Source organism: Rhodopseudomonas palustris BisB18, from assembly GCF_000013745.1.
Taxonomy (GTDB): domain Bacteria; phylum Pseudomonadota; class Alphaproteobacteria; order Rhizobiales; family Xanthobacteraceae; genus Rhodopseudomonas_A; species Rhodopseudomonas_A palustris_F.
Map to the genome: position 1 here is coordinate 356,168 of NC_007925.1, position 21,499 is coordinate 377,666.

General features: G+C 65.8%; 22 protein-coding genes. 7 read left to right on the top strand and 15 right to left on the bottom strand.

The window, feature by feature from the left end; all coding sequences use genetic code 11:
- The first annotated feature begins 4 nt into the window (after positions 1-4).
- The gene (gene dapB / locus RPC_RS01690) at positions 5-820 is read left to right on the top strand and encodes a 4-hydroxy-tetrahydrodipicolinate reductase (protein WP_011470818.1); all 816 of its coding nucleotides are present in this window, start codon (positions 5-7) and stop codon (positions 818-820) included.
- A 21-nt stretch (positions 821-841) separates the two neighbouring features.
- Entirely contained in the window at positions 842-1,465 is a 624-nt protein-coding gene (locus RPC_RS01695) for a 2,3-bisphosphoglycerate-dependent phosphoglycerate mutase (protein WP_011470819.1), read from the top strand.
- A gap of 256 nt (positions 1,466-1,721) precedes the next feature.
- On the opposite strand, the gene RPC_RS01700 is transcribed toward RPC_RS01695, so the two are convergent.
- Together RPC_RS01700 and RPC_RS01705 are read right to left on the bottom strand one after the other, a co-directional pair.
- The gene (locus RPC_RS01700; protein ID WP_041802305.1) at positions 1,722-2,618 is read right to left on the bottom strand and encodes a methylated-DNA--[protein]-cysteine S-methyltransferase; all 897 of its coding nucleotides are present in this window, start codon (positions 2,616-2,618) and stop codon (positions 1,722-1,724) included.
- Between the two features lie 70 nt (positions 2,619-2,688).
- The gene (locus tag RPC_RS01705) at positions 2,689-3,189 is read right to left on the bottom strand and encodes a DUF2244 domain-containing protein (protein WP_011470821.1); all 501 of its coding nucleotides are present in this window, start codon (positions 3,187-3,189) and stop codon (positions 2,689-2,691) included.
- Positions 3,190-3,251: 62 nt separating this feature from the next.
- Here RPC_RS01705 and nth point away from each other — a divergent pair, with 62 nt between their 5' ends.
- Positions 3,252-4,022 carry an endonuclease III gene (gene nth, locus RPC_RS01710; protein ID WP_011470822.1) on the top strand — a complete coding sequence of 257 codons (771 nt, stop codon included), beginning with the start codon at positions 3,252-3,254 and terminating at the stop codon, positions 4,020-4,022.
- 19 nt (positions 4,023-4,041) lie between these two features.
- On the opposite strand, the gene RPC_RS01715 is transcribed toward nth, so the two are convergent.
- Complete coding sequence (locus RPC_RS01715) at positions 4,042-4,839, bottom strand: alpha/beta hydrolase (protein WP_011470823.1); 798 nt, start codon at positions 4,837-4,839, stop codon at positions 4,042-4,044.
- Positions 4,840-5,205: 366 nt separating this feature from the next.
- Between RPC_RS01715 and infC the strand changes: the two genes are divergently transcribed.
- Positions 5,206-5,745: a translation initiation factor IF-3 gene (gene infC / locus RPC_RS01720; protein ID WP_041801265.1), complete on the top strand. Its 540-nt coding sequence runs from the start codon at positions 5,206-5,208 to the stop codon at positions 5,743-5,745.
- A gap of 329 nt (positions 5,746-6,074) precedes the next feature.
- Entirely contained in the window at positions 6,075-8,870 is a 2,796-nt protein-coding gene (locus RPC_RS01725; RefSeq protein WP_011470825.1) for a [protein-PII] uridylyltransferase, read from the top strand.
- A 179-nt stretch (positions 8,871-9,049) separates the two neighbouring features.
- Here RPC_RS01725 and RPC_RS01730 read toward each other — a convergent pair whose 3' ends face one another.
- From RPC_RS01730 to RPC_RS25880, 8 genes are all read right to left on the bottom strand, one after another.
- Positions 9,050-9,298 (bottom strand): hypothetical protein, encoded by a 249-nt coding sequence (locus tag RPC_RS01730; protein WP_011470826.1) that lies wholly within the window; start codon positions 9,296-9,298, stop codon positions 9,050-9,052.
- The gene (locus tag RPC_RS01735) at positions 9,295-10,098 is read right to left on the bottom strand and encodes a crotonase/enoyl-CoA hydratase family protein (protein WP_011470827.1); all 804 of its coding nucleotides are present in this window, start codon (positions 10,096-10,098) and stop codon (positions 9,295-9,297) included. Before RPC_RS01735 ends, RPC_RS01730 begins: the two co-directional genes overlap by 4 nt.
- A 48-nt stretch (positions 10,099-10,146) precedes the next feature.
- Positions 10,147-11,064, bottom strand: a complete 918-nt coding sequence (locus tag RPC_RS01740) for a phosphoribosylaminoimidazolesuccinocarboxamide synthase (RefSeq protein ID WP_011470828.1) — start codon at positions 11,062-11,064, stop codon at positions 10,147-10,149.
- A 48-nt stretch (positions 11,065-11,112) separates the two neighbouring features.
- Positions 11,113-12,030 carry a pirin family protein gene (locus RPC_RS01745; protein ID WP_011470829.1) on the bottom strand — a complete coding sequence of 306 codons (918 nt, stop codon included), beginning with the start codon at positions 12,028-12,030 and terminating at the stop codon, positions 11,113-11,115.
- A gap of 334 nt (positions 12,031-12,364) precedes the next feature.
- Entirely contained in the window at positions 12,365-13,213 is an 849-nt protein-coding gene (gene fabI, locus RPC_RS01750; RefSeq protein WP_011470830.1) for an enoyl-ACP reductase FabI, read from the bottom strand.
- 179 nt (positions 13,214-13,392) lie between these two features.
- Positions 13,393-14,619, bottom strand: coding sequence for a beta-ketoacyl-ACP synthase I (gene fabB, locus RPC_RS01755; RefSeq protein ID WP_011470831.1), 1,227 nt, complete (start codon positions 14,617-14,619; stop codon positions 13,393-13,395).
- Positions 14,620-14,795: 176 nt separating this feature from the next.
- Positions 14,796-15,326, bottom strand: a complete 531-nt coding sequence (gene fabA, locus RPC_RS01760; RefSeq protein ID WP_011470832.1) for a 3-hydroxyacyl-[acyl-carrier-protein] dehydratase FabA — start codon at positions 15,324-15,326, stop codon at positions 14,796-14,798.
- The gene (locus tag RPC_RS25880) at positions 15,301-15,540 is read right to left on the bottom strand and encodes a hypothetical protein (RefSeq protein ID WP_157043110.1); all 240 of its coding nucleotides are present in this window, start codon (positions 15,538-15,540) and stop codon (positions 15,301-15,303) included. The genes fabA and RPC_RS25880 overlap by 26 nt, the downstream gene beginning before the upstream one ends.
- Before the next feature lie 115 nt (positions 15,541-15,655).
- Between RPC_RS25880 and irrA the strand changes: the two genes are divergently transcribed.
- The gene (gene irrA, locus RPC_RS01765; RefSeq protein WP_011470833.1) at positions 15,656-16,150 is read left to right on the top strand and encodes an iron response transcriptional regulator IrrA; all 495 of its coding nucleotides are present in this window, start codon (positions 15,656-15,658) and stop codon (positions 16,148-16,150) included.
- A gap of 17 nt (positions 16,151-16,167) precedes the next feature.
- Here the strand turns inward: irrA and RPC_RS25885 are convergent, their stop codons facing one another.
- Positions 16,168-16,545: a hypothetical protein gene (locus RPC_RS25885; RefSeq protein ID WP_157043111.1), complete on the bottom strand. Its 378-nt coding sequence runs from the start codon at positions 16,543-16,545 to the stop codon at positions 16,168-16,170.
- Between the two features lie 244 nt (positions 16,546-16,789).
- Positions 16,790-17,317, bottom strand: coding sequence for an SH3 domain-containing protein (locus RPC_RS01775; RefSeq protein ID WP_011470836.1), 528 nt, complete (start codon positions 17,315-17,317; stop codon positions 16,790-16,792).
- A 493-nt stretch (positions 17,318-17,810) separates the two neighbouring features.
- Here RPC_RS01775 and RPC_RS01780 point away from each other — a divergent pair, with 493 nt between their 5' ends.
- Positions 17,811-18,812 (top strand): 2-hydroxyacid dehydrogenase, encoded by a 1,002-nt coding sequence (locus RPC_RS01780; protein ID WP_011470837.1) that lies wholly within the window; start codon positions 17,811-17,813, stop codon positions 18,810-18,812.
- A gap of 246 nt (positions 18,813-19,058) precedes the next feature.
- Here the strand turns inward: RPC_RS01780 and RPC_RS01785 are convergent, their stop codons facing one another.
- Positions 19,059-19,898 (bottom strand): M48 family metallopeptidase, encoded by an 840-nt coding sequence (locus RPC_RS01785; RefSeq protein WP_011470838.1) that lies wholly within the window; start codon positions 19,896-19,898, stop codon positions 19,059-19,061.
- A 256-nt stretch (positions 19,899-20,154) separates the two neighbouring features.
- The gene (locus tag RPC_RS01790; RefSeq protein ID WP_011470839.1) at positions 20,155-21,483 is read right to left on the bottom strand and encodes a polyhydroxyalkanoate depolymerase; all 1,329 of its coding nucleotides are present in this window, start codon (positions 21,481-21,483) and stop codon (positions 20,155-20,157) included.
- Positions 21,484-21,499 lie beyond the last annotated feature (16 nt).

The following is a 21,499-nucleotide window of genomic DNA, read 5'->3' on the forward strand; positions in this document are numbered from 1 at the left end:
AACCATGTCCGACATGCGTCTGATCGTTGCGGGAGCCGGCGGCCGGATGGGCCGCGCGTTGATCCGCGCCATCACCGAAACCCCCGGCGCGGTGGTCGCCGGCGCGCTGGAAGCGCCGACCTCGGCGCTGCTCGGCCAGGACGCCGGCACGCTGGCCGGGCTGCCGCCCTCCGGCGTCAAGCTGTCGGCGGATCTGTGGGCGTTGTCGGCCGAGGCCGACGGCATCGTGGATTTCACCGTTCCGGAAGCCACCATCGCCAATGTGGCGATCGCCGCGCAGCGCGGCATGGTCCACGTCATCGGCACCACCGGCCTCACGGCGTCGGACGACGCGGTGATCAGCAGCGTCACCTCGCGCGCCACCGTGGTCAAGTCCGGCAATATGAGCCTCGGCGTCAACCTGTTGGCGGCGCTGGTGAAACGCGTGGCGCGCTCGCTCGACGACGGGTTCGACATCGAGATTGTCGAGATGCACCACAAGGCCAAGATCGACGCCCCCTCCGGCACCGCGCTGCTGCTCGGCGAAGCCGCAGCGGCCGGCCGCGGCGTCGCGCTTGCCGAGCATTCGATCCGCGGCCGCGATGGCGTCACCGGCGCGCGCAAGGCCGGCGACATCGGTTTTGCGTCCCTGCGCGGCGGCACCGTCACCGGCGATCACACCGTGATCTTCGCCGGCCCCTATGAGCGCATCGAGCTTACCCACAAGGCCGAGGACCGCATGATCTTCGCCCACGGCGCGTTGAAGGCCGCGCTGTGGGCGCGCGATCAGGGCCCTGGCCTGTATTCGATGGCCGACGTGCTCGGCCTCAGCGACATCTGATCAGAACTGGAAATCAGCCAAATGACCGATCGTCTTCTCGTGCTCGTGCGCCACGGCCAGAGCGAATGGAATCTGAAGAATCTGTTCACCGGATGGAAGGACCCCGGCCTCACCGAGAAGGGAGTCGCGGAAGCCATCGAAGCCGGCAAGAAACTCAAAGCCCAGGGCCTGGTGTTCGACGTGGCCTTCACTTCGGTGCTGACCAGGGCGCAGACCACGCTCGACCTGATGCTCAACGAACTCGGCCAGACCGGGCTGCCGACAAGTAAGAATCTGGCGCTCAACGAGCGCGACTACGGCGATCTGTCCGGGCTGAACAAGGACGACGCCCGCAAGAAATGGGGCGAGGAGCAGGTCCATGTCTGGCGCCGCTCCTACGACGTGCCGCCGCCCGGCGGCGAGAGCCTGAAGGATACTTTGGCGCGCGCGCTGCCCTACTACGTGCAGGAGATCCTGCCCTGCGTGCTGCGCGGTGAACGCACGCTGGTGGCGGCGCACGGCAATTCGCTGCGCGCCTTGATCATGGTGCTGGAGAAGCTGACGCCGGAAAGCATCCTGAAGCGCGAACTCGGCACCGGTGCGCCGGTGATCTACCGCCTCAACGCCGATTCCACCGTGGCCTCAAAGCTCGATCTGGCTGAGTAATTCGAGGCGCCCCGTCGCCCGCGCGTATCCGCGAATGCCGCGGTGGCGGTCAGGCACTTCGGTCAACACGGTCATGGCCGGGCTTGTCCCGGCCATCCACGCCAACAAGCGACGCCCGCCCTGTTTCCGTAGATGGCCGGGACAAGCCCGGCCATGACGCGGAGAGGGCGGACATTTCGACACGCCTCTTGCGCAGCGGGCCTGATTGAAGTGAGCGGCGTGCCTCGGGCGTCGTTGCTACGTTGTTGACAACGTCTCACTCCATCCCGACCTGCCCGGCCTCCCAGCCCAGCATCGCGCGTTTGCGGGTCAGGCCCCAGTGATAGCCGGTCAGCGCGCCGCTCTTGCCGAGCGCGCGGTGGCACGGCACCACGAACGACACCGGGTTCTTGCCGACCGCGGCGCCGACCGCGCGCGAGGCCTTCGGCAGACTGATGCAGCCCGCGATATCCGAATAGCTGACCGCGCGGCCCATCGGGATCTTCAACAGCGTCTCCCACACCCGGACCTCGAAATCGGTGCCGATCAGCACCACGCGCAGCGGCTGGTCGGCGCGCCATTGCCTGGTGTCGAAGATGCGTTGCGCCAGCGCCGCGGTGCCGGCGGCGTCTTCCACATAACTCGCGCGCGGCCAGCGCCGCTGCATGTCGGCGAGTGCGGTGAGCTCCTCACCCGGATCGGCGAAGGCCAGCCCGGCGAGGCCGCGCGCGCTTTCGATCACCACCGCGGTGCCGAACGGCGACGGGTGGAAGCCGTAGCGCAGCGTCATACCGGTGCCGCCGCTCTTCCATTCGCCGGGCGACATCGCCTCATGGGTGACGAACAGGTCGTGCAACCGCCCCGGCCCGGACAGGCCGCTATCCAGCGCCGCATCGAGCACGCTGGCGGAGTCGCGTAGCAGGCTCTTGGCGTGGTCCAGCGTCAGCGCCTGCATGAAGGCTTTCGGCGTGAGGCCAGCCCAGCGCCGGAACAACAGATGCAATTCGTCGGGCGTGACGCCGGCGGCGTCGGCGATGGATTCGATCGCGGGCTGCGCGCGCCAGCGCTCGGAGATGAAGCCGATGGCGCGGCGCACCGAATCATAATCCCGCAAGGCGCTGTCCTGCGGGCCGGGCTTGGCGAGGCGATGATCGGTCACGGCGAGGTTCATCATGGTTGTGATGTAAGCGGGGACGATGCCCGCGGCCACCCGATTCCCGACCGCCTCGCTGGCGATCCCGGCCTCACGGGTTATGCAGCAGGCCGCGCCGCGCCGCCTCCAAGGCTCCGGAGAGCGCCTTGGCGAAGCTGGCCTTTTCGGCCGGCCCCAAAAAGCTCGCGACGCCGAGCCGGCGGCCGCGCGACACCAGATAGAGTTTTTCGACGCCGAATTCGGGGTCGATGATCTGCTCGAGCCGCACCCACAGCGGGTTCAGCACCCATTCGACGACATCGCCGCGGTGGCTGACCCGCCGCACCCGCAACTCCGACGGCGTCACCGAAATTTCCTCGCTGGCGCGGGCGTGGCGGAAATTGATCTTGAACGCCCCATACACCGCGAGAACGTCGAGCCCGAAGAACCCCATCACCGGCCAGGCGCCGAGCAGCCAGAACGCCAGCCCGGCGGCGAAGCTGACGGTGCTGAGGAAAACCATCAGCGCCCAAAACCCGGTCTTGCTCAGCGAGCGGTGCGGCGTCAGCATCGCCGAGAACAGCTGGGTCGTGGGTTCGCTGAGCGAGGTCATTGCGGATCATTATACCGGCTCGCCGCGGGGACGCACGCGCGGTGTCATCATTTGAGGAGCGAATGGCCAAAACCTTGAAAAGCCTGCCGGCGAAGCCGGCGGCCTCCAGTAACCCCGTCGCCAAAGCCGCGATCCGCGGCATCAAGCCGGCGGTCGCCGGCAAAGCGGCGACACCCGCCGCCAAAGCCAAATCAAAGCCCTGGACCGCGGCCGAGGTGCGGGAGGCGTTCGGCCGCTTCGCCAAAGCCAATCCGGAGCCGAAGGGCGAGCTCGAACATCTCAACCCGTTCACGCTGCTGGTCGCGGTGGTGCTGTCGGCGCAGGCCACCGACGCCGGCGTCAACAAGGCGACCCGGGCGCTGTTCGCGGTGGCCGACACCCCGCAGAAGATGCTCGATCTCGGCGAAGACGCGGTGCGCGACTCCATCAAGACCATCGGGCTCTATCGCAACAAGGCCAAGAACGTGATCGCGCTGTCGCAGAAGCTGATCAGCGAGTTCGGCGGCGAGGTGCCGCGCAGCCGCGCCGAGCTGGAGACCTTGCCCGGCGCCGGCCGCAAGACCGCCAATGTGGTGCTCAACATGGCGTTCGGCGAGCGCACCATGGCGGTCGACACCCATGTGTTCCGGGTCGCCAACCGCACCGGCCTCGCATCCGGCGACACCCCGCTCGCAGTCGAACTCGGGTTGGAGAAGGTGATCCCCACCGAGTTCATGCTGCACGCCCATCACTGGCTGATTTTACACGGGCGCTACACGTGCTTGGCGCGAAAACCGCGCTGCGAGGTCTGCCTGATCAACGATCTGTGCCGCTGGCCGGAAAAGACCGTGTGACGGCCACGGCCGGCTGACCTCAGCCGAATTCTTTCACCGTGGCGATGATCCGTGCGATGTCCTGCGGGCGGCTCAATCGGTGGTCGCCGTCCGGGATCATGGTCAGCACCACGTCGTCGCAGGGCAGCCGCTCGGCAAGCGTAAAGGCGTGACGCCACGGCACGTCGGGGTCCTGCCTGCCCTGCAGGATCCGCACCGGGCAGCCGAGTTCGATGCTGCCGCCGAGCACGAGATGCTTGCGGCCATCCTCGATCAGCTTGCGGGTGATCGGATAGGGCTCGCCATAGTCCGACGGCCGCAGCCAGGTCCCGGTGGTTTCGATCTGCTTGCGGATCTGCGGCGAAAACCCGTCCCACATCAGCGCTTCGGTGAAATCCGCGGCCGGTGCGATCAGCACCAGCGCGGCGATTCGGCCGCGCGCGGGCGTGGTGCGCCGGGCAAGCCGCCGCGCCAGCAGCAGCGCCAGCCAGCCGCCCATCGAGGAGCCGACCACGATCTGCGGGCCCTCGCAGAATTCGTCGAACACCGCGACGCTTTCCTCCAGCCAGCGGCTGATGCTGCCGTCGATGAAGGCGCCGCCGGATTCGCCGTGGCCGGAATAGTCGAACCGCACGCAGGCGCGGCCGGTCTCGGCGGCGAAGCCGTCGAGCGCCACCGCCTTGGTGCCGGTCATGTCGGAATGAAAGCCGCCGAGCCAGAACACGCCGGGCGATGTGCCGGCGCGGGCGCGGACCGCGATCCGTCGTTGTTCGGCGCCGGTCCCGACCTCGATCGACGACGGCAAGGCAATGGTGAGATCGATTGGTCTGCCGCTCATGGACAACTCCCCCGCATCGTCCGTGGTCTGATCCAGCGCCGCGGCTTCGTCAACGAAAGCCGGCGGCCCGCCGTCGCCAGCCGGGCGGTCGCGATTGTCGCGGGAAAAGTTCCCGACTACACGCCGAGAATCGGCCGTCGCGTTGCCAAAATGCCTCTTAGACGATGGTTTTGTCGCGATCGCGCGTCTCGTCGCTTGCCCGCGGTTGCGGTTTCCTTCACACTGTCCGGCGATCAGCCCCGTGGACTGCGCTTTTTTGCGTCCGATCCCGCTCGTAACTATGTTACAGCGCATGACTGATCGAACAAGCCGCTAACACCTGGTTGATCATTCGCCGCCTACGTTCACAACATTGGAGAGCCACCCATTCGCCGTCCCAACAGAGCCCCGCCCGCCGCAACCAAAGACGGGCCGCGCACCAATGATGAAATCCGTAACCACGAGATCCAGCTGATCGATCAGACGGGCCTGAATCATGGCACGATCGAAACGATCGCCGCGATCAAGATGGCCGCCGAGGCGGGCATGGATCTGGTCGAGATTTCGCCCAATACTAATCCTCCCGTATGCAAGATCATGGACTACGGGAAGTTCAAATACTCGGCGCAGAAGAAGGCCGCCGAAGCCCGCAAGAAGCAGAAGATCGTCGAGATCAAGGAGATCAAGCTCCGCCCGATGATCGACGATCACGACTACGAAGTGAAAATGCGGGCGATGCAGCGGTTCTTCGAAGAAGGCGACAAGGTGAAGATCACCCTGCGCTACCGCGGCCGCGAAATGGCGCATCAGGAGATCGGCACCAAGCTGCTCGACAAGGTCAAGAACGACGTTGCCGAATACGCCAAGGTCGAGCAGGACGCCCGCTTCGAAGGCCGTCAGGTCGTCATGGTGTTGGCGCCGCGCTGATCGAATTTTCGGTCGCGACCATCTCCCGACAGAATTCAGGCTCGTCAGATCTCTGGCGGGCCTTTTTCTTGTGCGGCAAGCCCTGACCGTGACCCGCGCCCTTAGCCTTGGCAATTGCCCCCACCCTGATCCTCCCGCCAGCTCAGCTGGCTGGCGCTCCGGCCCGGTGCACCAAATCGCAACCGCTCGAGGGGTCTAATGCCGCCGGCGCGGCGCCGGGTGGGGCTGGGCTGCGCCGTCTCCCGGAACCGGGAGCGCCGCCAAAACCCCCGTGACTTCACCACAATGTTCCCGTGACAGCGTCCGCGCCGTCCGATATCCGGTTAGCTATGGACACCACAATCGCGCCCGCCGAGACCGCCACCGACGATCGCTTCGAGACCGCCCGGATCACCGGCGAGATCGACGCGCTTGCCGCGACCCATGCCGGCCGCGACGACGTGTTCCGGGTGGCGATGGCGCAGCTGTTGAAGGCCGAGTTCATCAAGGCCCGGCAGGTCACCCAAGCGCTGCTGCTGCAGGACCGCCACGGCCGGCATTGCGCCGAGCGATTGTGCTTCATCCAGGACGAGATCATCCGCATCCTCTACGCGGCGGCGACCAAGCATCTGTACAATTCGCCGAACCATTCCAGCGGCGAGCGGATGGCGGTGATCGCCACCGGCGGCTATGGCCGCGGGCTGATGGCGCCGGAGTCCGACATCGATCTGCTGTTCATCCTGCCCTACAAGCAGACCGCCTGGGGCGAGCAGGTCGCCGAGGCGATCTTGTATTGCCTGTGGGACATGGGGCTGAAGGTCGGCCACGCCACCCGCTCGGTCGACGAATCGATCCGCCAGGCGCGCGCCGACATGACGATCCGCACCGCGATCCTGGAGACCCGCTACCTCACCGGCGACGAAATCCTTTACGCCGAACTGGTCGAGCGGTTCGACAAGGAAGTGGTGGAAGGCACCGCCTCGGAATTCGTCACCGCCAAGCTCGCCGAGCGCGAGGAGCGGCACCGCCGCTCCGGGCAGTCGCGCTATCTGGTCGAGCCTAACGTCAAGGACGGCAAGGGCGGCCTGCGCGACCTGCACACGCTGTTCTGGATCGCCAAATACGTCTACCGGGTGCGCGAGAGCAGCCAATTGGTCGCCCGCGGCGTGTTCGACGCGCAGGAATATCGCATCTTCAAGCGCTGTGAGGATTTCCTCTGGTCGGTACGCTGCAACATCCATTTCGTCGCCGGCCGCGCCGAGGAGCGATTGTCGTTCGACATGCAGCGCGAGATCGCGATCCGGCTCGGCTACACCTCGCATCCCGGGCTGCAGGACGTCGAGCGCTTCATGAAGCACTACTTCCTGATCGCCAAGGACGTCGGCGATCTCACCGCGATCCTGTGCGCAAAATTGGAAGACCAGGAAGCCAAGCCGGCGCCGGCGCTGACACGGATGATGGCGCGGCTGCGGCCCAACACCAAGCGCCGACGGGTGCCGGGCTCCGACGATTTCGTCATCGACAACAACCGCATCAATCTCGCCGCCCCCGACGTCTTCAAGCAGGATCCGGTCAATCTGATCCGGGTGTTTCGGCTGGCGCAGAAGAACAACCTCGCCTTCCATCCCGACGCGATGCGCACCGTGACGCGCTCGCTGCGGCTGTTGAACGCGCAGCTGCGGGAAAATCCCGAAGCCAACCGGCTGTTCATGGAGATCCTGACCTCGGACAACGCCGAGATCGTGCTGCGGCGGATGAACGAGACTGGCGTGCTCGGGCATTTCATCCGCGCCTTCGGCAAGATCGTGGCGATGATGCAGTTCAACATGTATCACCACTACACGGTCGACGAGCATCTGTTGCGCTGCGTCGGCTTCCTGCAGGAGATCGAGCGCGGCGGCAATGACGAGTTCACCGTCGCCTCCGACCTGATGCGCAAGATCCGTCCCGAGCATCGCGCGGTGATCTACATCTCGGTGCTGCTGCACGACATCGCCAAGGGCCAGCCGGAGGATCATTCGGTGGCCGGCGCACGAATCGCGCGGCGGCTGGCGCCGCGGCTCGGCTTCAACGCCGCCGATACCGAACTGATCGCCTGGCTGATCGAGAAACATCTGGTGATGTCGTCGGTGGCGCAGTCGCGCGACCTGTCGGACCGCAAGACCATCGAGAACTTCGCCGCGGTGGTGGAATCGGTCGAGCAGATGAAGCTCTTGACCATCCTCACCACCGCCGACATTCGCGGCGTCGGGCCGGGCGTGTGGAACGGCTGGAAGGCGCAGCTGATCCGCACGCTCTACTACGAGACCGAACCGGTGTTGACCGGCGGCTTCTCCGAGGTCAACCGCGCCGAACGGATTCGCGCAGCCCAAGCCGAATTCCGCGCCAATTTCACCGAATGGCCGGAGGCCGAACTCAACGCCTACATTTCGCGGCACTATCCGGCGTACTGGCTCAAGGTCGAACTGGCGCGAAAAATCCGCCACGCCCGCTTCCTGCGCGCCTCCGAACAGGCCGGCCACAAGCTCGCGATCAATGTCGGCTTCGACGAAGCGCGCGGCGTCACCGAACTCACCATTTTGGCGGTCGACCATCCCTGGCTGCTGTCGATCATCGCCGGCGCCTGCGCTTCCGCCGGCGCCAACATCGTCGATGCGCAGATCTACACCACCACCGACGGCCGCGCGCTCGACACCATCGCGATCACCCGCGAATACGACCGCGACGACGACGAAGGTCGCCGGGCGACCCGGATCGGCGAGATGATCGAGGACATCCTGGAAGGCAAGTTGCGGCTGCCCGAAGTGGTGGCGCGTCGCGCCAGCGGCAAGGGCAAGCTGAAGCCGTTCACCGTGGAGCCGGAAGTCGCGATCAACAATCAGTGGTCGGAGCGCTACACGGTGATCGAGGTGTCGGGGCTGGATCGGCCGGGGCTGTTGTATCAGCTCACCACCTCGATCTCGAAGCTCAACCTCAACATCGCCTCGGCCCATGTCGCGACCTTCGGCGAACGCGCCCGCGACGTGTTCTACGTCACCGACCTGTTGGGGGCGCAGATCACCGCGCCGACCCGGCAGGCGGCGATCAAGCGCGCGCTGATCCACCTGCTCGCCAATGGCGACGTCGAGCAGAAGCAGGCGTCGTAGGCGCTGTCATTCCGGGGCAACGAATGCTGCGCGCTCCCCTCCCCCTTGCGGGGAGGGGTCGGGGGTGGGGGTCTTCGAGTCTCGGCTTTGCAGTTACCCCCCTCCCCAACCCTCCCCCGCAAGGGGGGGAGGGAGCGCGCCGCGGTCGGGGAGAGGCGCAGACACACAACGAGCAGTGCTCACTCCGCGATGGCGTCGACCTCGCGTTGCAGCCGGTCCATCGCCACCATCACCGCGGCGCCAGCGAATTCGCGGCTGCACTGGCCGTTGTCGACCACCGCGACGGTCCAATTGGCGCCGTTGCTGTCGTCGTCCGGTTCGCAGAGTCGGATCTCGACATGCGCAACCTTGTCGCAATGCCGCTGCGCCCGGACGTCCTCCAGCAGCAGCGCCTCGATCTCGGCGATCGATTTGCGCGGCCGGGTCATTCGCCGGCCTCGGCGCCGAACACGCCGTGGCGACCGAAGCCCGCGGCAAACCGCGCTGCGCCGTCGGCGGTTTCGCCCGAGGCGATCACCGCCAGGCCGCCGCGCAGCTCGGCCGCGATGGCGTCTTCCTCGGGCATGTCCCATTGGCCCAGCGCCGAAGCGCGATCGGCGCGCAGGCAGGCCTGCGGGAAATGCGCGATCTCCCTGGCGATGGCGATCGCCTGGGTGGCGGCCTCGCCGCGCCGCACCAGCCGGTTGGCGAGCCCGACGCGATGCGCCTCGATGCCGGACATCGGCCGGCCGGTGAGAATCAGATCCATGGCGTGCGATTGTCCGATCAGCCGCGGCAGCCGGATGGTGCCGAGGTCGATCAGCGGCACGCCGAAGCGGCGGCAGAACACCCCGAAGGTGGCGTCGTCGGCCACCACCCGCATGTCCGCCCACAACGCGAGCTCCAGCCCGCCGGCCACCGCGTAGCCCTCGACCGCGGCGATCACCGGCTTACTCAGCCGCAACCGGCTCGGGCCCATCGGCGCCAGCGTGCCGTGGCCGCCGATCGCGCCGGGGTTGTGCAAATCGCCGTCGGCGACCGCCTTGAGGTCGGCGCCGGCGCAGAAATGGCCGCCGCAGCCGGTCAGCACCGCGACCGAGGCGGTGTCGTCGGCGTCGAACGCCAAGAACGTGTCGAACAGTTTCTGCGCGGTCGCCGGGTCGACCGCGTTGCGGCTTTGCGGCCGGTTGATCGAGACGATCAGGACCGGTCCGTTCCGCTCGACCAGAACCGTGTCGTTCTTGCTCATGCTGTTGCTCCCGTTTGATTCCAGCGCTGCGGGCCTAGCCCCGATCGTTCAGTCGATGGCGAGCTCGGCGCCGGTGAGCCGGCGAAAGGCGTCGCGATAGCGCAGGCTGGTGGCCTGCAGCACGCTGTCCGGCAAGGCCGGCGGCGGCGCCTCGCCGTTCCAGCGCCCGGCGCGGCGCTCGGCGTCGAGATAGTCGCGCAACGGCTGCTTGTCGAAGGACGGCTGCGAGCGGCCCGGCTGATAGTCGGCGGCGGCCCAGAATCGCGAGGAGTCCGGCGTCATCACTTCGTCGATCAGGATGATGCGGCCCTCGGCGTCGCGGCCGAATTCGAACTTGGTGTCGGCGATGATGATGCCCTGCTCGCGGGCGATCGCCTCGCCTTGGGTGTAGACCGCGCGGCTCATGCTCTCCAGCGTGTAGCTGGCCTCTTCGCCGATCAGCTCGGCCATCCGCGCCACGGTGATGTTCTCGTCATGGCCGGTTTCCGCCTTGGTAGCGGGGCTGAAGATCCAGGGCTCGAGCTTGGCGCTTTCCAACAGGCCGGCCGGCAGCTGCTCCCCCGCCAGCGTGCCGGAGGCGGCGTATTCCTTCCAGGCCGAGCCGGTGAGATAGCCGCGGATCACGCATTCGATCGGGAACACCGTGGTGCGCCGGCACAGCATGGTGCGGCCGGCCAACGCCGCGCGCTGCGCCCCAAGCTGCGGCAGCGCTTCGATGATGGCGTCGATGTCGGCACTGATCATGTGGTGCGGCACCACGCCGCCGAGCTGGCCGAACCACCAGGCGCTGAGCTGGGTCAGCACCGCGCCCTTGAACGGGATGGTCTCGGTCATCACCACGTCGAAGGCGCTGATCCGGTCGGTGGTGACCAGCAGCAGCCGGTCGTCGCCGGCATCGTAAATGTCACGGACCTTGCCGCGTCCGATTTTCGGCAAGGGCAGATCGCTGGACAGCATCGTCGACATGGGCAGGACTTTCAGCAGCGCGCGCGTCGACGGGGGATCGGCGCGCGGTCATTCCGGCAGCGGAATGAATTCGGTTTCGTCAGGTACGGCGGCGAAGCGGCCGGTCTTCCAGTCCTGCTTCGCCTGTTCGATCCGCTCTTTACTGGAGGAGACGAAGTTCCACCAGATGTAGCGCGGGCCTTCCAGCGCGTCGCCGCCGAGAAACATCATCCGGGTCGGCAGCACGGCGCGCACGGTGATGCGGTCGCCGGGCCGGAAGATCAGAAGCCGCGGCGCTTCGAACCGCTCCTGCGCGATCTCGACCTCGCCTTCGACCAGATAAATCGCGCGTTCCTCGTGGTCGGGATCGAGCGGCGCGCTGACGCCGGCCGCAAGGCTGACTTCGGCGTAGAACCACGGCGACAGCATCGCCACCGGCGATTGCAGGCCGAAGCCGCGACCCGCGATCAGCCGCGCCGAAATGCCGCGGTCGGAATAGGTCGGCAGGTTGGCTGCGGCGTAGTGCTGGAACGACGGCGCGATCTGTTCGGCGCCTTGCGGCAGCGCGATCCAGCTTTGCAGGCCGAGCATGTTTTGGCCGTCGCGGCGCTCCACGTCCGGGGTGCGCTCGGAATGCGCGATGCCGCGGCCGGCGGTCATCAGGTTCATCGCGCCGGGCTCGATGTCCTGGACGTTGCCCTCGCTGTCGCGATGCCGGATGCGGCCGTCGAACAGATAGGTGACGGTGGCAAGGCCAATATGCGGATGCGGCCGCACGTCCATGCCTTTGCCTGCGATGAACTGCACCGGGCCGAAATGATCGAAGAAGATGAAGGGGCCGACCATCTGCCGCTTGCCGTGCGGCAGCGCGCGGCGCACCAAAAAGCCGTCGCCGAGATCGCGGGTGCGCGGCACGATCACCAGCGACAGCGCGTCGCAGGAGGCGGGGTCGCCGAGCACCGGATCGTTGTCGGGCATCCAGCTCATCGCACGCCTCCTCCGTGATGATCCGTTGCGAAGCATTATCGGGGCGCATCGGCGCGGAGACAAGTCGCGTCCTGCTGCGCATGGAGCCGGCGGGTAACGGAGAATCGGCTTCACACGCTGGACACGCTGGCCGCGACCGCGGCGCCGTCATCCTGAGGTGCCCGAGCGAAGCGAGGGCCTCGAAGGATGCGGCTGCGAGCGCTGCAGTGGCGAAGAACGCGTGGCGCATCCTTCGAGACACCCGGCTTCGCTCTTCGAGCTACGCCGGGTTCCTCAGGATGACGGCGGTGGTTTGGCGAGGGCAGCGCGGCGGCGCGGTGCCCGAGCCGGGAAACTATTTCGCCGCCAGCGCCGCGCGGCTCTTCTCGGCGGCGGTTTCGGCTTCGTCGACGGTCTTCAGCGCGTCGGGCTGCGGCATCGAGATGATGTTGTAGCCGGAATCGACGAAGTGGATTTCGCCGGTGACGCCGGTCGACAGCTCCGACAACAGGTACAGCGCCGAGCCGCCCACCTCGTCGATGGTCACGGTGCGGCGCAACGGGGCGTGGCGCTGCTGATAGTTGAACATCTGCCTGGCGTCGGCGATGCCGGAGCCGGCCAGCGTGCGAATCGGCCCCGCCGAAATCGCGTTGACGCGGACGCCCTGCGGGCCGAAATCCGAGGCGAGGTAGCGCACGCTGGCTTCCAGCGCGGCCTTGGCGACGCCCATCACGTTGTAGTTCGGCATCACCCGGGTCGAGCCGCCATAGGTCAGCGTGACGATCGAGCCGCCCTGCGGCATCAGCAGCGCGGCGCGCTTGACGAGTTCGGTGAAGGAGAAGCAGGAGATCACCATGGTGCGGGAGAAATTCTCCCGCGTGGTGTCGGCGTAGCGTCCCTTCAGCTCGTTTTTGTCGGAAAAGCCGATGGCATGGACCAGAAAGTCGAGCCCACCCCATTTTTCGCCAACCGCGGCGAACAGCGCGTCGACGCTGTCGATGTTTTCGACGTCGCAGGGCAGCACCAATTCGGCGTTGAGCGATTGCGCCAGCGGCTTGACCCGTTTGCCGAGCGCGTCGCCCTGATAGGTGAAGGCCAGTTCGGCGCCCTGCGCGGCCAGCGCCTTGGCGATGCCCCACGCGATCGAATGATCGTTGGCGACCCCCATGATCAAGCCGCGCTTGCCCTGCATCAGTCCCTGCATCGTCTACCGCTTTCTCGTTCGTCACGATCGCATCGCCCGGCGCGGCGCTCGCGCCGCGCCTCGACCCACGAACCCTGCACATCCCTATGGTTCGAGACGGCGCCGAACGGGCGCCTGCTCACCACGAGGTTATCGTTGCTGCAATAAGGCCCCCGCGAGGCGGGGGGCTGGAACAGAACTTACGCGTCCATCCGCTTGAAAACCAGCGTGGCGTTGGTGCCGCCGAAGCCGAACGAGTTCGACAACACTGTGCCGACCTTGGCATTGTCGATGCGCTTGCGCACGATCGGCATGTCGGCGAACACCGGGTCGAGTTCGGTGATGTTGGCGCTTTCGCAGATGAAGCCGTTCTGCATCATCAACAGCGAATAGATCGCTTCCTGCACCCCGGTGGCGCCGAGCGAGTGCCCGGTCAAGGCCTTGGTGGCGGAGATCGGCGGGCAGGCCTCGCCGGTGCCGAACACCGCGCGCAACGCCTGCATTTCCGGCGGATCGCCGGCCGGCGTCGAGGTGGCGTGCGGGTTGATGTAGTCGATCTTGATGCCATTGGTGGTGGCGAGCGCCATCTTCATGCAGCGCTCGGCGCCCTCGCCGGAGGGGGCGACCATGTCGTAGCCGTCGGAGGTCGCGCCATAGCCGATGATTTCGCCGTAGATCTTGGCGCCGCGCGCCTTGGCGTGTTCGAGTTCTTCCAGCACGATGACGCCGGCGCCGCCGGCGATCACGAAGCCGTCGCGCGACACGTCATAGGGCCGCGACGCGGTCGATGGCGTGGCGTTGTATTTCGAGCTCATCGCGCCCATCGCGTCGAACAGCACCGAGAGCGACCAGTCGAGCTCTTCGCAGCCGCCGGCGAACACCACGTCCTGCTTGTTCCACTGGATCATCTCGTAGGCATTGCCGATGCAATGGTTCGAGGTCGCGCAGGCCGAGGAGATCGAATAGTTGACGCCCTTGATCTTGAACCAGGTGGCGAGCGTCGCCGACGCGGTCGAGGACATCGCCTTCGGCACCGCGAACGGACCGACCCGCTTCGGGCCCTTGCTGCGGGTGATGTCGGCGGCCTCGACGATGGTGCGGGCGCTTGGCCCGCCGGAGCCCATGATGATGCCGGTGCGGATGTTGGAGATATCGTCCTGCTCGAGGCCGGAATCCTGGATCGCCTGCTCCATCGCGACGTGGTTCCAGGCCGCGCCTTCGCCGAGGAAGCGCATCGCGCGCCGATCGACGGTGTCGGCCGGGTTCAGCGTCGGTGCGCCCTGCACCTGCGAGCGGAACCCGAGCTCGGCGAATTTGTCGGCGCGGGTGATGCCGGGCTTCGCCTCATGAAGGCTGGCCAGCACTTCCTGCGTGTTGTTACCGATCGATGAGACGATGCCCATCCCCGTGACCACAACCCGTCTCATGTTCGCCTCGTCCATTCCGTGAGTTGAAGGTCCAATTATCGTTGGAACCCAGATGTCGTGAAGCCTGATTTTCGTAGCAGCCGGATTTTTGTGGCAGCCAGATGTCGTTGGATAGCACGCCCCTGTCGCAGCCGCCTGACGAAGTGATGGCGGCAGTGTGGCGAAGCCTTCCGGAATTATTCCGCCGGCTGCGCCGCGGCGGTCTGCTTGAACAGACCGACCTTGAGGTCCTTGGCCCGATAGAAGATCTCGCCATCGGCGGCCAGCGTGCCGTCGGCGATGCCGAGCCACAGCTTCGAACGCATCACCCGCTTGATGTCGATGGTGTAGACGACCTTCTTGATGTTCGGCTGAACCTGGCCGGAGAATTTCAATTCGCCGAGCCCGAGCGCGCGGCCGGGGCCGATGCCGCCGGACCAGCCGAGGAAGAAGCCGACCAGCTGCCACATCGCGTCCAGCCCCAGGCAGCCCGGCATCACCGGATCGCCTTTGAAATGACAGCCGAAGAACCATAGGTCCGGCTTGACCTCGAGTTCGGCGCGGATCAGGCCTTTGCCGTGTTCGCCGCCGGTTTCCGAAATTTCAGCGATGCGGTCGAACATCAGCATCGGCGGCAGCGGCAATTGGGCGTTGCCCGGGCCGAACAGCTCGCCGCGGCCGCAGGCCAGCAAATCCTCATATTCATAACTGGCGCGACGATCCCGCATGCTGCGTTACCTTTTCAATTCTCGAAATTTCCAGCACGTGGACGGCTTCGCGCCCGAGGAGGTGGCGAATGTCATCAAAAGCGAGTGCCGCCAATAGCTTCGTGCCCGGCACGAAGCCCATTTTAGCAAGCCCTGCTTCCCGCTTTGCTGAATGCGTTAAAGCGAACCGGCGCTCTCTATCACAGGCGTGTGACACCGCAAAGCGGATGGCCACGCAGTTCTCCTAGGCAAATCGTCCCACGGCATTCAGTTGCGAAAAACTTGCACCTGGTTCTAATGCTTCCTATAGTCAAGTCAGACTTACACAACGCGCGGATGCTCACGTGGATATGAGAGACAGCAGCGAAAGCACCGGGTTCTTCCGCGCCGAAACGGCGGCCGAGGACACCCCTCACCAGCACGCGCAGCTGACCGGCTGCCCGTGGCACGACGTCAACGAAATGCTGCAATCGGTCGGGCTGCGGCCGACCCGGCAGCGCATGGCGCTGGGCTGGCTGTTGTTCGGCAAGGGCGCGCGGCATCTCACCGCCGAAATGCTGTACGAGGAAGCCACCCACGCCAAAGTCCCGGTGTCGCTCGCCACGGTCTACAACACCTTGAACCAACTGACCGACGCCGGACTGCTGCGGCAGGTCAGCGTGGACGGCACCAAGACCTATTTCGACACCAACGTCACCCAGCACCACCACTTCTATCTCGAGAACAACCACGAATTGATCGACATCCCGGTGACCCACGTGTCGCTGCAGAACATGCCGACGGTGCCGGCCGGCTACGAGATCAGCCGGGTCGACATGGTGGTGCGGCTGCGCAAGATCGGCTGAGCGCCTCGCCAACGCTCCTAGGGGCTAGGCAACGACTGGTCGGCGGGATTTTTTTCTTCGATCAGCACCTCGATCCGCTTGATATCGAGGCCGTTGCGCGTGCTGTCGGCCTGGAGCCGCGCCAAGCGCTCGCGCAATTGATCCAGCCCCTCCGCCGGCTCCGGGCCGCGATTGGGGTCGGCCGCGGGCATAACGCCGACTACGGTTGCGGTCTGCATAGCGTTCCCTTTAAAGGGGCCTGCTGACGGCGAAGTGCCGTTGGTGACCGCCGCTGAGGTCGCAGATTTCCTGGGATAGGTGCGGTCGATCCAGCGCGACATAAACCAACCGAACAAGCACATCGCGGCGACGCCAATGGCCGGCCACGCTAACACCATGATGTCATTGTGCGTCATCGGGGTCATCCAGTTTTCGGAGAAACCACTGACCCGACCAATGTAGGAGCCAAGAGCCGCCAATGCAAATAATCGGCAGTCCATCCAGAAGGTTGGAGTTCCGCGGCGGGTCGCCGATCCCGTAAATCGTCACCGCCAAGGGAGTGAATACCCCCACCGTAATTACGGCAGCCGATACGGTATTGAACCAGCTCGCGATCAGTTTGACGCTTTCGCTCCGGGCCTGGCCAGGCATTCCGCCCTCTCAATCCACCTTCTCGTCGGCGTAGACCCCCCACAGCCGTTCCTGCTGGATCCAGCCGTCGAAGCCGTTGCCGATTACCCGGCACCAGCCCTGCGCGCAGCGCTTCACCTGGGTGAGCACCCCGGCCTGCAGCCGCGCCGCAACCGGGCTGGTGACGCTGGCGCTGTCATAGAGCGGCGCCAATTCGTCCTTGCTCTTCATCGTCACCACCGCGGTGCGGCGGCCCGACAGCAGCGAATGGTAGACCCAGCCCTCGGCGCCTTCGGAATCCCGCACCCGTCGCCAGTTCTCGTATTCGGCGGTGATTTCCACCGGCAGCCCGGAGCGGGTGTAGACCCAGGCGACGTCGTTGTCCTTGGTCGGGCCGGCGCGGACGTTCACATGGTCGGACTTCAGGCTGACATAGCGCGGAATCGGCAGGCCGCTGGCCGAGATGGGGCCGTCCTTCGCCGCATGGCCGACGGTCGCGGCAGCGCCCAACACCGCGCTTGCGACCACCAGTGACACCACAAACCGCTTGACCGCCATCACCCGTCTCCTGCCGCGCGCTAATCAATTTTTTAAGGGGATGCAGACGCCGGCGACCGTCCAGCGGTCCGGCCCCGTCAATGCTGCGATGCACCCCGCGTATCGACGCGAATCCGGCGGTTTCGAATGTCGGGAACTAGGCCTCTTGGGTTCTTGTCTTGGCCCGGCCTTCTGCTAGAGAGGACCGACCGTCGGGAGCCCGCGACGACGGCCGCTCCGCAAAAACCCATGGGCCACCGCTCGAAATTGCCGCGATCGCATTGCGCTGCAGTTTCCAGCAACCGGGTTAATGAGGACTGAACGCGTTGCCCCGGAATGTTCAGTCGGCCTGATCCGACAGCCATCCGGAGACCGCGTCGGGCCGCTCGCCGGGGTGAGAACAACTCGCCCGGGGGACGAGACCCGGGGGACGAGAAGAGGGTGCTTGACGAAGTTGCGGCAGGGACGAAGCAGGCTTGGCCGCAGCAAGGCTGCAGCCCGTTGAGAGCAGGACATGTCGGTTAAGAAAAAGCCTCTGGTTGTCGTCACCCGCAAGCTGCCGGACTCGATCGAGACCCGGATGCGCGAGCTGTTCGACGCGCGCCTCAATCTCGACGACGAGCCGATGAGCCCGGAGGCGCTGGCCGAGGCGGTGCGCACCGCCGATATTCTGGTCCCCACCGTCACCGACGAGATCACCGAAGAGATTTTGCAGCAGCCAGACTCCCGGCTGAAGCTGATCGCCAATTTCGGCAACGGCATCGACAACATCAACGTCGCCGCCGCGCATGCCCGCGGCATCACCGTGACCAACACGCCGAAGGTTTTGACCGAAGACACCGCCGACATGACCATGGCGCTGATTCTCGCGGTGCCGCGGCGGCTGATCGAGGGCGCCTCGCTGTTGACCGAAGGCCGGGATTGGCCGGGCTGGTCGCCGACCTGGATGCTGGGGCGGCGGCTCGGCGGCAAGCGGCTCGGCATCATCGGCATGGGCCGGATCGGCCAGGCGGTGGCGCGGCGCGCCCGCACTTTCGGGCTGCAGATCCATTATCACAACCGCCGCCCGGTGGCGCCGAAGATCGCCGACGAGTTGAGCGCGACCTATTGGGAGAGCCTCGACCAGATGCTGGCGCGGATGGACATCATCTCGGTGAACTGTCCGCACACGCCGGCGACCTTCCATCTGTTGTCGGCGCGCAGGCTGAAGCTGATCCGCAAGGACGCCTATGTGGTCAACACCGCCCGCGGCGAGGTGATCGACGAGGAGACGCTGACCCGGCTGATCGAGTCAGGCGACATCGCCGGCGCCGGCCTCGACGTGTTCGAGAACGAGCCCGCGGTCAATCCGAAGCTGGTGCGGCTCGCCAAGCACGGCAAGGTGGTCTTGATGCCGCATATGGGCTCCGCCACTATCGAGGGCCGGGTCGAGATGGGCGAGAAGGTGATCATCAACATCCGCACCTTCCTCGACAACCACAAGCCGCCGGACCGCGTGCTGCCGCACATGTTGTAAAGCGCGCGGCACAGCATTTTGGCTATGCCCGGAAAGTCTCCGCCCTTGTCTCCGCACGCGGGGGGGGGGGGGGGGCGGTCTGCGCAGCCGGTCTTGAGCGCCCGGTACGGCGGTCTTGGATTTTCGGCCTCTTGGACGGAAGACGACACGCTGTAACATCGGCCGCGCGCCGCCTGCGCCGCAAGCGGGACCGCTTGCGGCGCAGGGCTGGGGAGCCACCGGCAGGCGGTCGCGAAACCGAACGGCTCAGTCCGTGATGCCGTAGCGATGCAGGTCGTTGCCGTAGCCGTCGAGCCACTTCTTGGCGCGGTCCATCTGCGGACAGACCTTGCCGACCACGCGCCAGAACTTCGCCGAGTGGTTCATCTCCACCAGATGCCCGACCTCGTGGGCGGCGAGATAGTCCAGCACATAGGGCGGCGCCAGGATCAGCCGCCAGGAAAACGACAGCGATCCCGCCGAGGTGCAGGAGCCCCAGCGGCTCGACTGGTCGCGGATCGAGATCCGCGTCACCTTGACGCCGAACAGCTCGGCGTAGTGCTGCGCCGCCTTGGACAGATCGCGCCGCGCCTCGCGCTTGAGAAAGTCGTGCACCCGGCGATCGATGTGCTCTGGTTCGCCGGCGACGCAGAGGATCCGCTCACCCGACTCGCGGGTCTCCGCCCACACCGTGCCGCGCACGCCGGCGCGATGCACGATCTTATGGTCGCTGCCGCGCAGCGGCACCAACGTTCCGGGATGGAACGGCGCCGCCTTCGGCAGCCGGCCGAGCCTTGCTGCGATCCAGGCGCCGTGGCGTTGCGCGAATTCCTTGGCGTCGACCAGCGTGCCGCGCGGCGGCATGGTCAGGATCGCTTCGCGATCGCTCGGATGAATCCGCAAGGTGTAGCGCCGCGCCCGCCTGTGGCGACGCAGGCGGATGGCGAAAATCTGGGAGCCGAACTTGACGGCAATGGATTGGGGTTCGGCAGGACGCCGATAAAGAAGCGCGCGAAAGGCCATTTCTGCGGATCCGGACAGGGAGAATTCCCCCGGATTCTGCCATATCCGCCGCCATTGGAAGCGCTCGGCGCAAAAACAAATCATTTGCCCAATATACAGCTGAGCCGGGCGGCCGCACCCCTACCAAAAGGGGCCAGGAACACCTGATTCTGGATTCAGAAACGGGATTTTCCCGGCGAAGGGTCGAATCTGGACTCATTTGTATAACCCGCCGGATTTTAGGCATTCTCGCGGCGAAATCAGCGGGTTACCCGGCAAGGCGACGAATCGCCGGGCTCGCCATCAGGAAACACCGCGCGCCACCCTGGTGCGCGCGGGCGCGCCGCGATGAGTAGCAGCGCTACTCCGCGGCGTTGGCCGGCTTGGCATTCGCCGCCGACACCATGAAGTCGGAAATCCGCGGCACGATTTCGGAGCGGAAACGCGAGCCGTTGAACACGCCGTAATGGCCGACGCCCTTCTGCACGTAGTGCACGCGGCGTTCGTCCGGGATCGACGTGCACAGCCGATGCGTCGCCTCGGTCTGGCCGATGCCGGAGATGTCGTCGTTCTCGCCTTCCACCGTCATCAGCGCGGTGCGCCTGATCTTGCTGGGGTCGACCCGGGCGCCCCGGTGCATCATCTCGCCCTTCGGCAGCGAGTGCTTGACGAACACCACGTCGACGGTCTGCAGATAATATTCGGCGGTCAGATCCATCACCGCGAGATATTCGTCGTAGAAGTCGCGGTGCTTGTCGGCGAGGTCGCCATCGCCCTGAACCAGATGGTTGAACAGGTTCTTGTGGGCGTCCATGTGGCGGTCGAGATTCATGCTGATGAAGCCGTTCAGCTGCAGGAACCCGGGATAGACGTCGCGCATGAAGCCCGGATGCGGGAACGGAACCTTGGTGATGACGTGGTTGCGAAACCAGTCGATGCCGCGTTCCGCTGCCAGATTGTTCACCGCGGTGGGGTTGCTGCGGGTGTCGATCGGGCCGCCCATCAGCGTCATCGACAACGGCACGAACGGATCGGACGCGGCCTCCATCACCGACACCGCGGCCAGCACCGGAACCGACGGCTGGCACACCGCGATCACATGCACATTGCCGCCCAGATGCTGCAGCATCTCGATGACGTAATCGACATAGTCGTCGAGGTCGAAGCGGCCGTCGGTCAACGGCACCATGCGGGCGTCCGACCAATCGGTGATGTAGACGTCGTGGGTCGGCAGAAAGGCTTCGACGGTGCCGCGCAGCAGCGTCGCGTAGTGCCCCGACATCGGCGCCACGATCAGCACCCGCGGCTGCGCGTGGCGCAGCGGCCGCTCATGCAGGCGGTTGAAATATAACAGCCGGCAGAACGGCTTTTCCCACACCGATTCGATCTCGATCGGGGTGCGCACCCCCAGCACCTCGGTGCTGTCGAGACCCCATTCCGGCTTGGCGTAGCGCCGCGTGGTGCGCTCGAATACTTCGCAAGCCGCGGCGATCGATTTGCCGAGTTCGGTGTGGGTCCACGGGTTGAGCGGATTCTGGAACATGATCTTGGTGACGTCGCCAAACGCCCGTGCCGGATTGAGCGAGGCATGGGCCAGTTCGTAGAACCAGTACATCGGCGTGGTCATCGCCGGACTGACTTCGGCCGGCAACTCCGGCGGGCGACCAAATTCACCAATGACGTTCGGCATCGCGTCCCTCAATCCG

What these genes read in the sequence shown, in the direction of transcription:
- RPC_RS01725 (WP_011470825.1), top strand. Translation starts at nt 6,075, where the DNA reads ATGGACACCACAATCGCGCCCGCCGAGACCGCCACCGACGATCGCTTC.
- dapB (WP_011470818.1), top strand. Translation starts at nt 5, where the DNA reads ATGTCCGACATGCGTCTGATCGTTGCGGGAGCCGGCGGCCGGATGGGC.
- nth (WP_011470822.1), top strand. Translation starts at nt 3,252, where the DNA reads ATGGCCAAAACCTTGAAAAGCCTGCCGGCGAAGCCGGCGGCCTCCAGT.
- fabA (WP_011470832.1), bottom strand. Translation starts at nt 15,326, where the DNA reads ATGCGGGATCGTCGCGCCAGTTATGAATATGAGGATTTGCTGGCCTGC.
- RPC_RS01775 (WP_011470836.1), bottom strand. Translation starts at nt 17,317, where the DNA reads ATGGCGGTCAAGCGGTTTGTGGTGTCACTGGTGGTCGCAAGCGCGGTG.
- RPC_RS01780 (WP_011470837.1), top strand. Translation starts at nt 17,811, where the DNA reads ATGTCGGTTAAGAAAAAGCCTCTGGTTGTCGTCACCCGCAAGCTGCCG.
- RPC_RS01730 (WP_011470826.1), bottom strand. Translation starts at nt 9,298, where the DNA reads ATGACCCGGCCGCGCAAATCGATCGCCGAGATCGAGGCGCTGCTGCTG.
- fabB (WP_011470831.1), bottom strand. Translation starts at nt 14,619, where the DNA reads ATGAGACGGGTTGTGGTCACGGGGATGGGCATCGTCTCATCGATCGGT.
- RPC_RS01715 (WP_011470823.1), bottom strand. Translation starts at nt 4,839, where the DNA reads ATGAGCGGCAGACCAATCGATCTCACCATTGCCTTGCCGTCGTCGATC.
- RPC_RS01790 (WP_011470839.1), bottom strand. Translation starts at nt 21,483, where the DNA reads ATGCCGAACGTCATTGGTGAATTTGGTCGCCCGCCGGAGTTGCCGGCC.
- RPC_RS01735 (WP_011470827.1), bottom strand. Translation starts at nt 10,098, where the DNA reads ATGAGCAAGAACGACACGGTTCTGGTCGAGCGGAACGGACCGGTCCTG.
- RPC_RS01700 (WP_041802305.1), bottom strand. Translation starts at nt 2,618, where the DNA reads ATGATGAACCTCGCCGTGACCGATCATCGCCTCGCCAAGCCCGGCCCG.
- RPC_RS01745 (WP_011470829.1), bottom strand. Translation starts at nt 12,030, where the DNA reads ATGAGCTGGATGCCCGACAACGATCCGGTGCTCGGCGACCCCGCCTCC.
- fabI (WP_011470830.1), bottom strand. Translation starts at nt 13,213, where the DNA reads ATGCAGGGACTGATGCAGGGCAAGCGCGGCTTGATCATGGGGGTCGCC.
- RPC_RS25885 (WP_157043111.1), bottom strand. Translation starts at nt 16,545, where the DNA reads ATGACGCACAATGACATCATGGTGTTAGCGTGGCCGGCCATTGGCGTC.
- irrA (WP_011470833.1), top strand. Translation starts at nt 15,656, where the DNA reads ATGAGAGACAGCAGCGAAAGCACCGGGTTCTTCCGCGCCGAAACGGCG.
- RPC_RS01740 (WP_011470828.1), bottom strand. Translation starts at nt 11,064, where the DNA reads ATGTCGACGATGCTGTCCAGCGATCTGCCCTTGCCGAAAATCGGACGC.
- RPC_RS01705 (WP_011470821.1), bottom strand. Translation starts at nt 3,189, where the DNA reads ATGACCTCGCTCAGCGAACCCACGACCCAGCTGTTCTCGGCGATGCTG.
- RPC_RS01785 (WP_011470838.1), bottom strand. Translation starts at nt 19,898, where the DNA reads ATGATTTGTTTTTGCGCCGAGCGCTTCCAATGGCGGCGGATATGGCAG.
- RPC_RS01695 (WP_011470819.1), top strand. Translation starts at nt 842, where the DNA reads ATGACCGATCGTCTTCTCGTGCTCGTGCGCCACGGCCAGAGCGAATGG.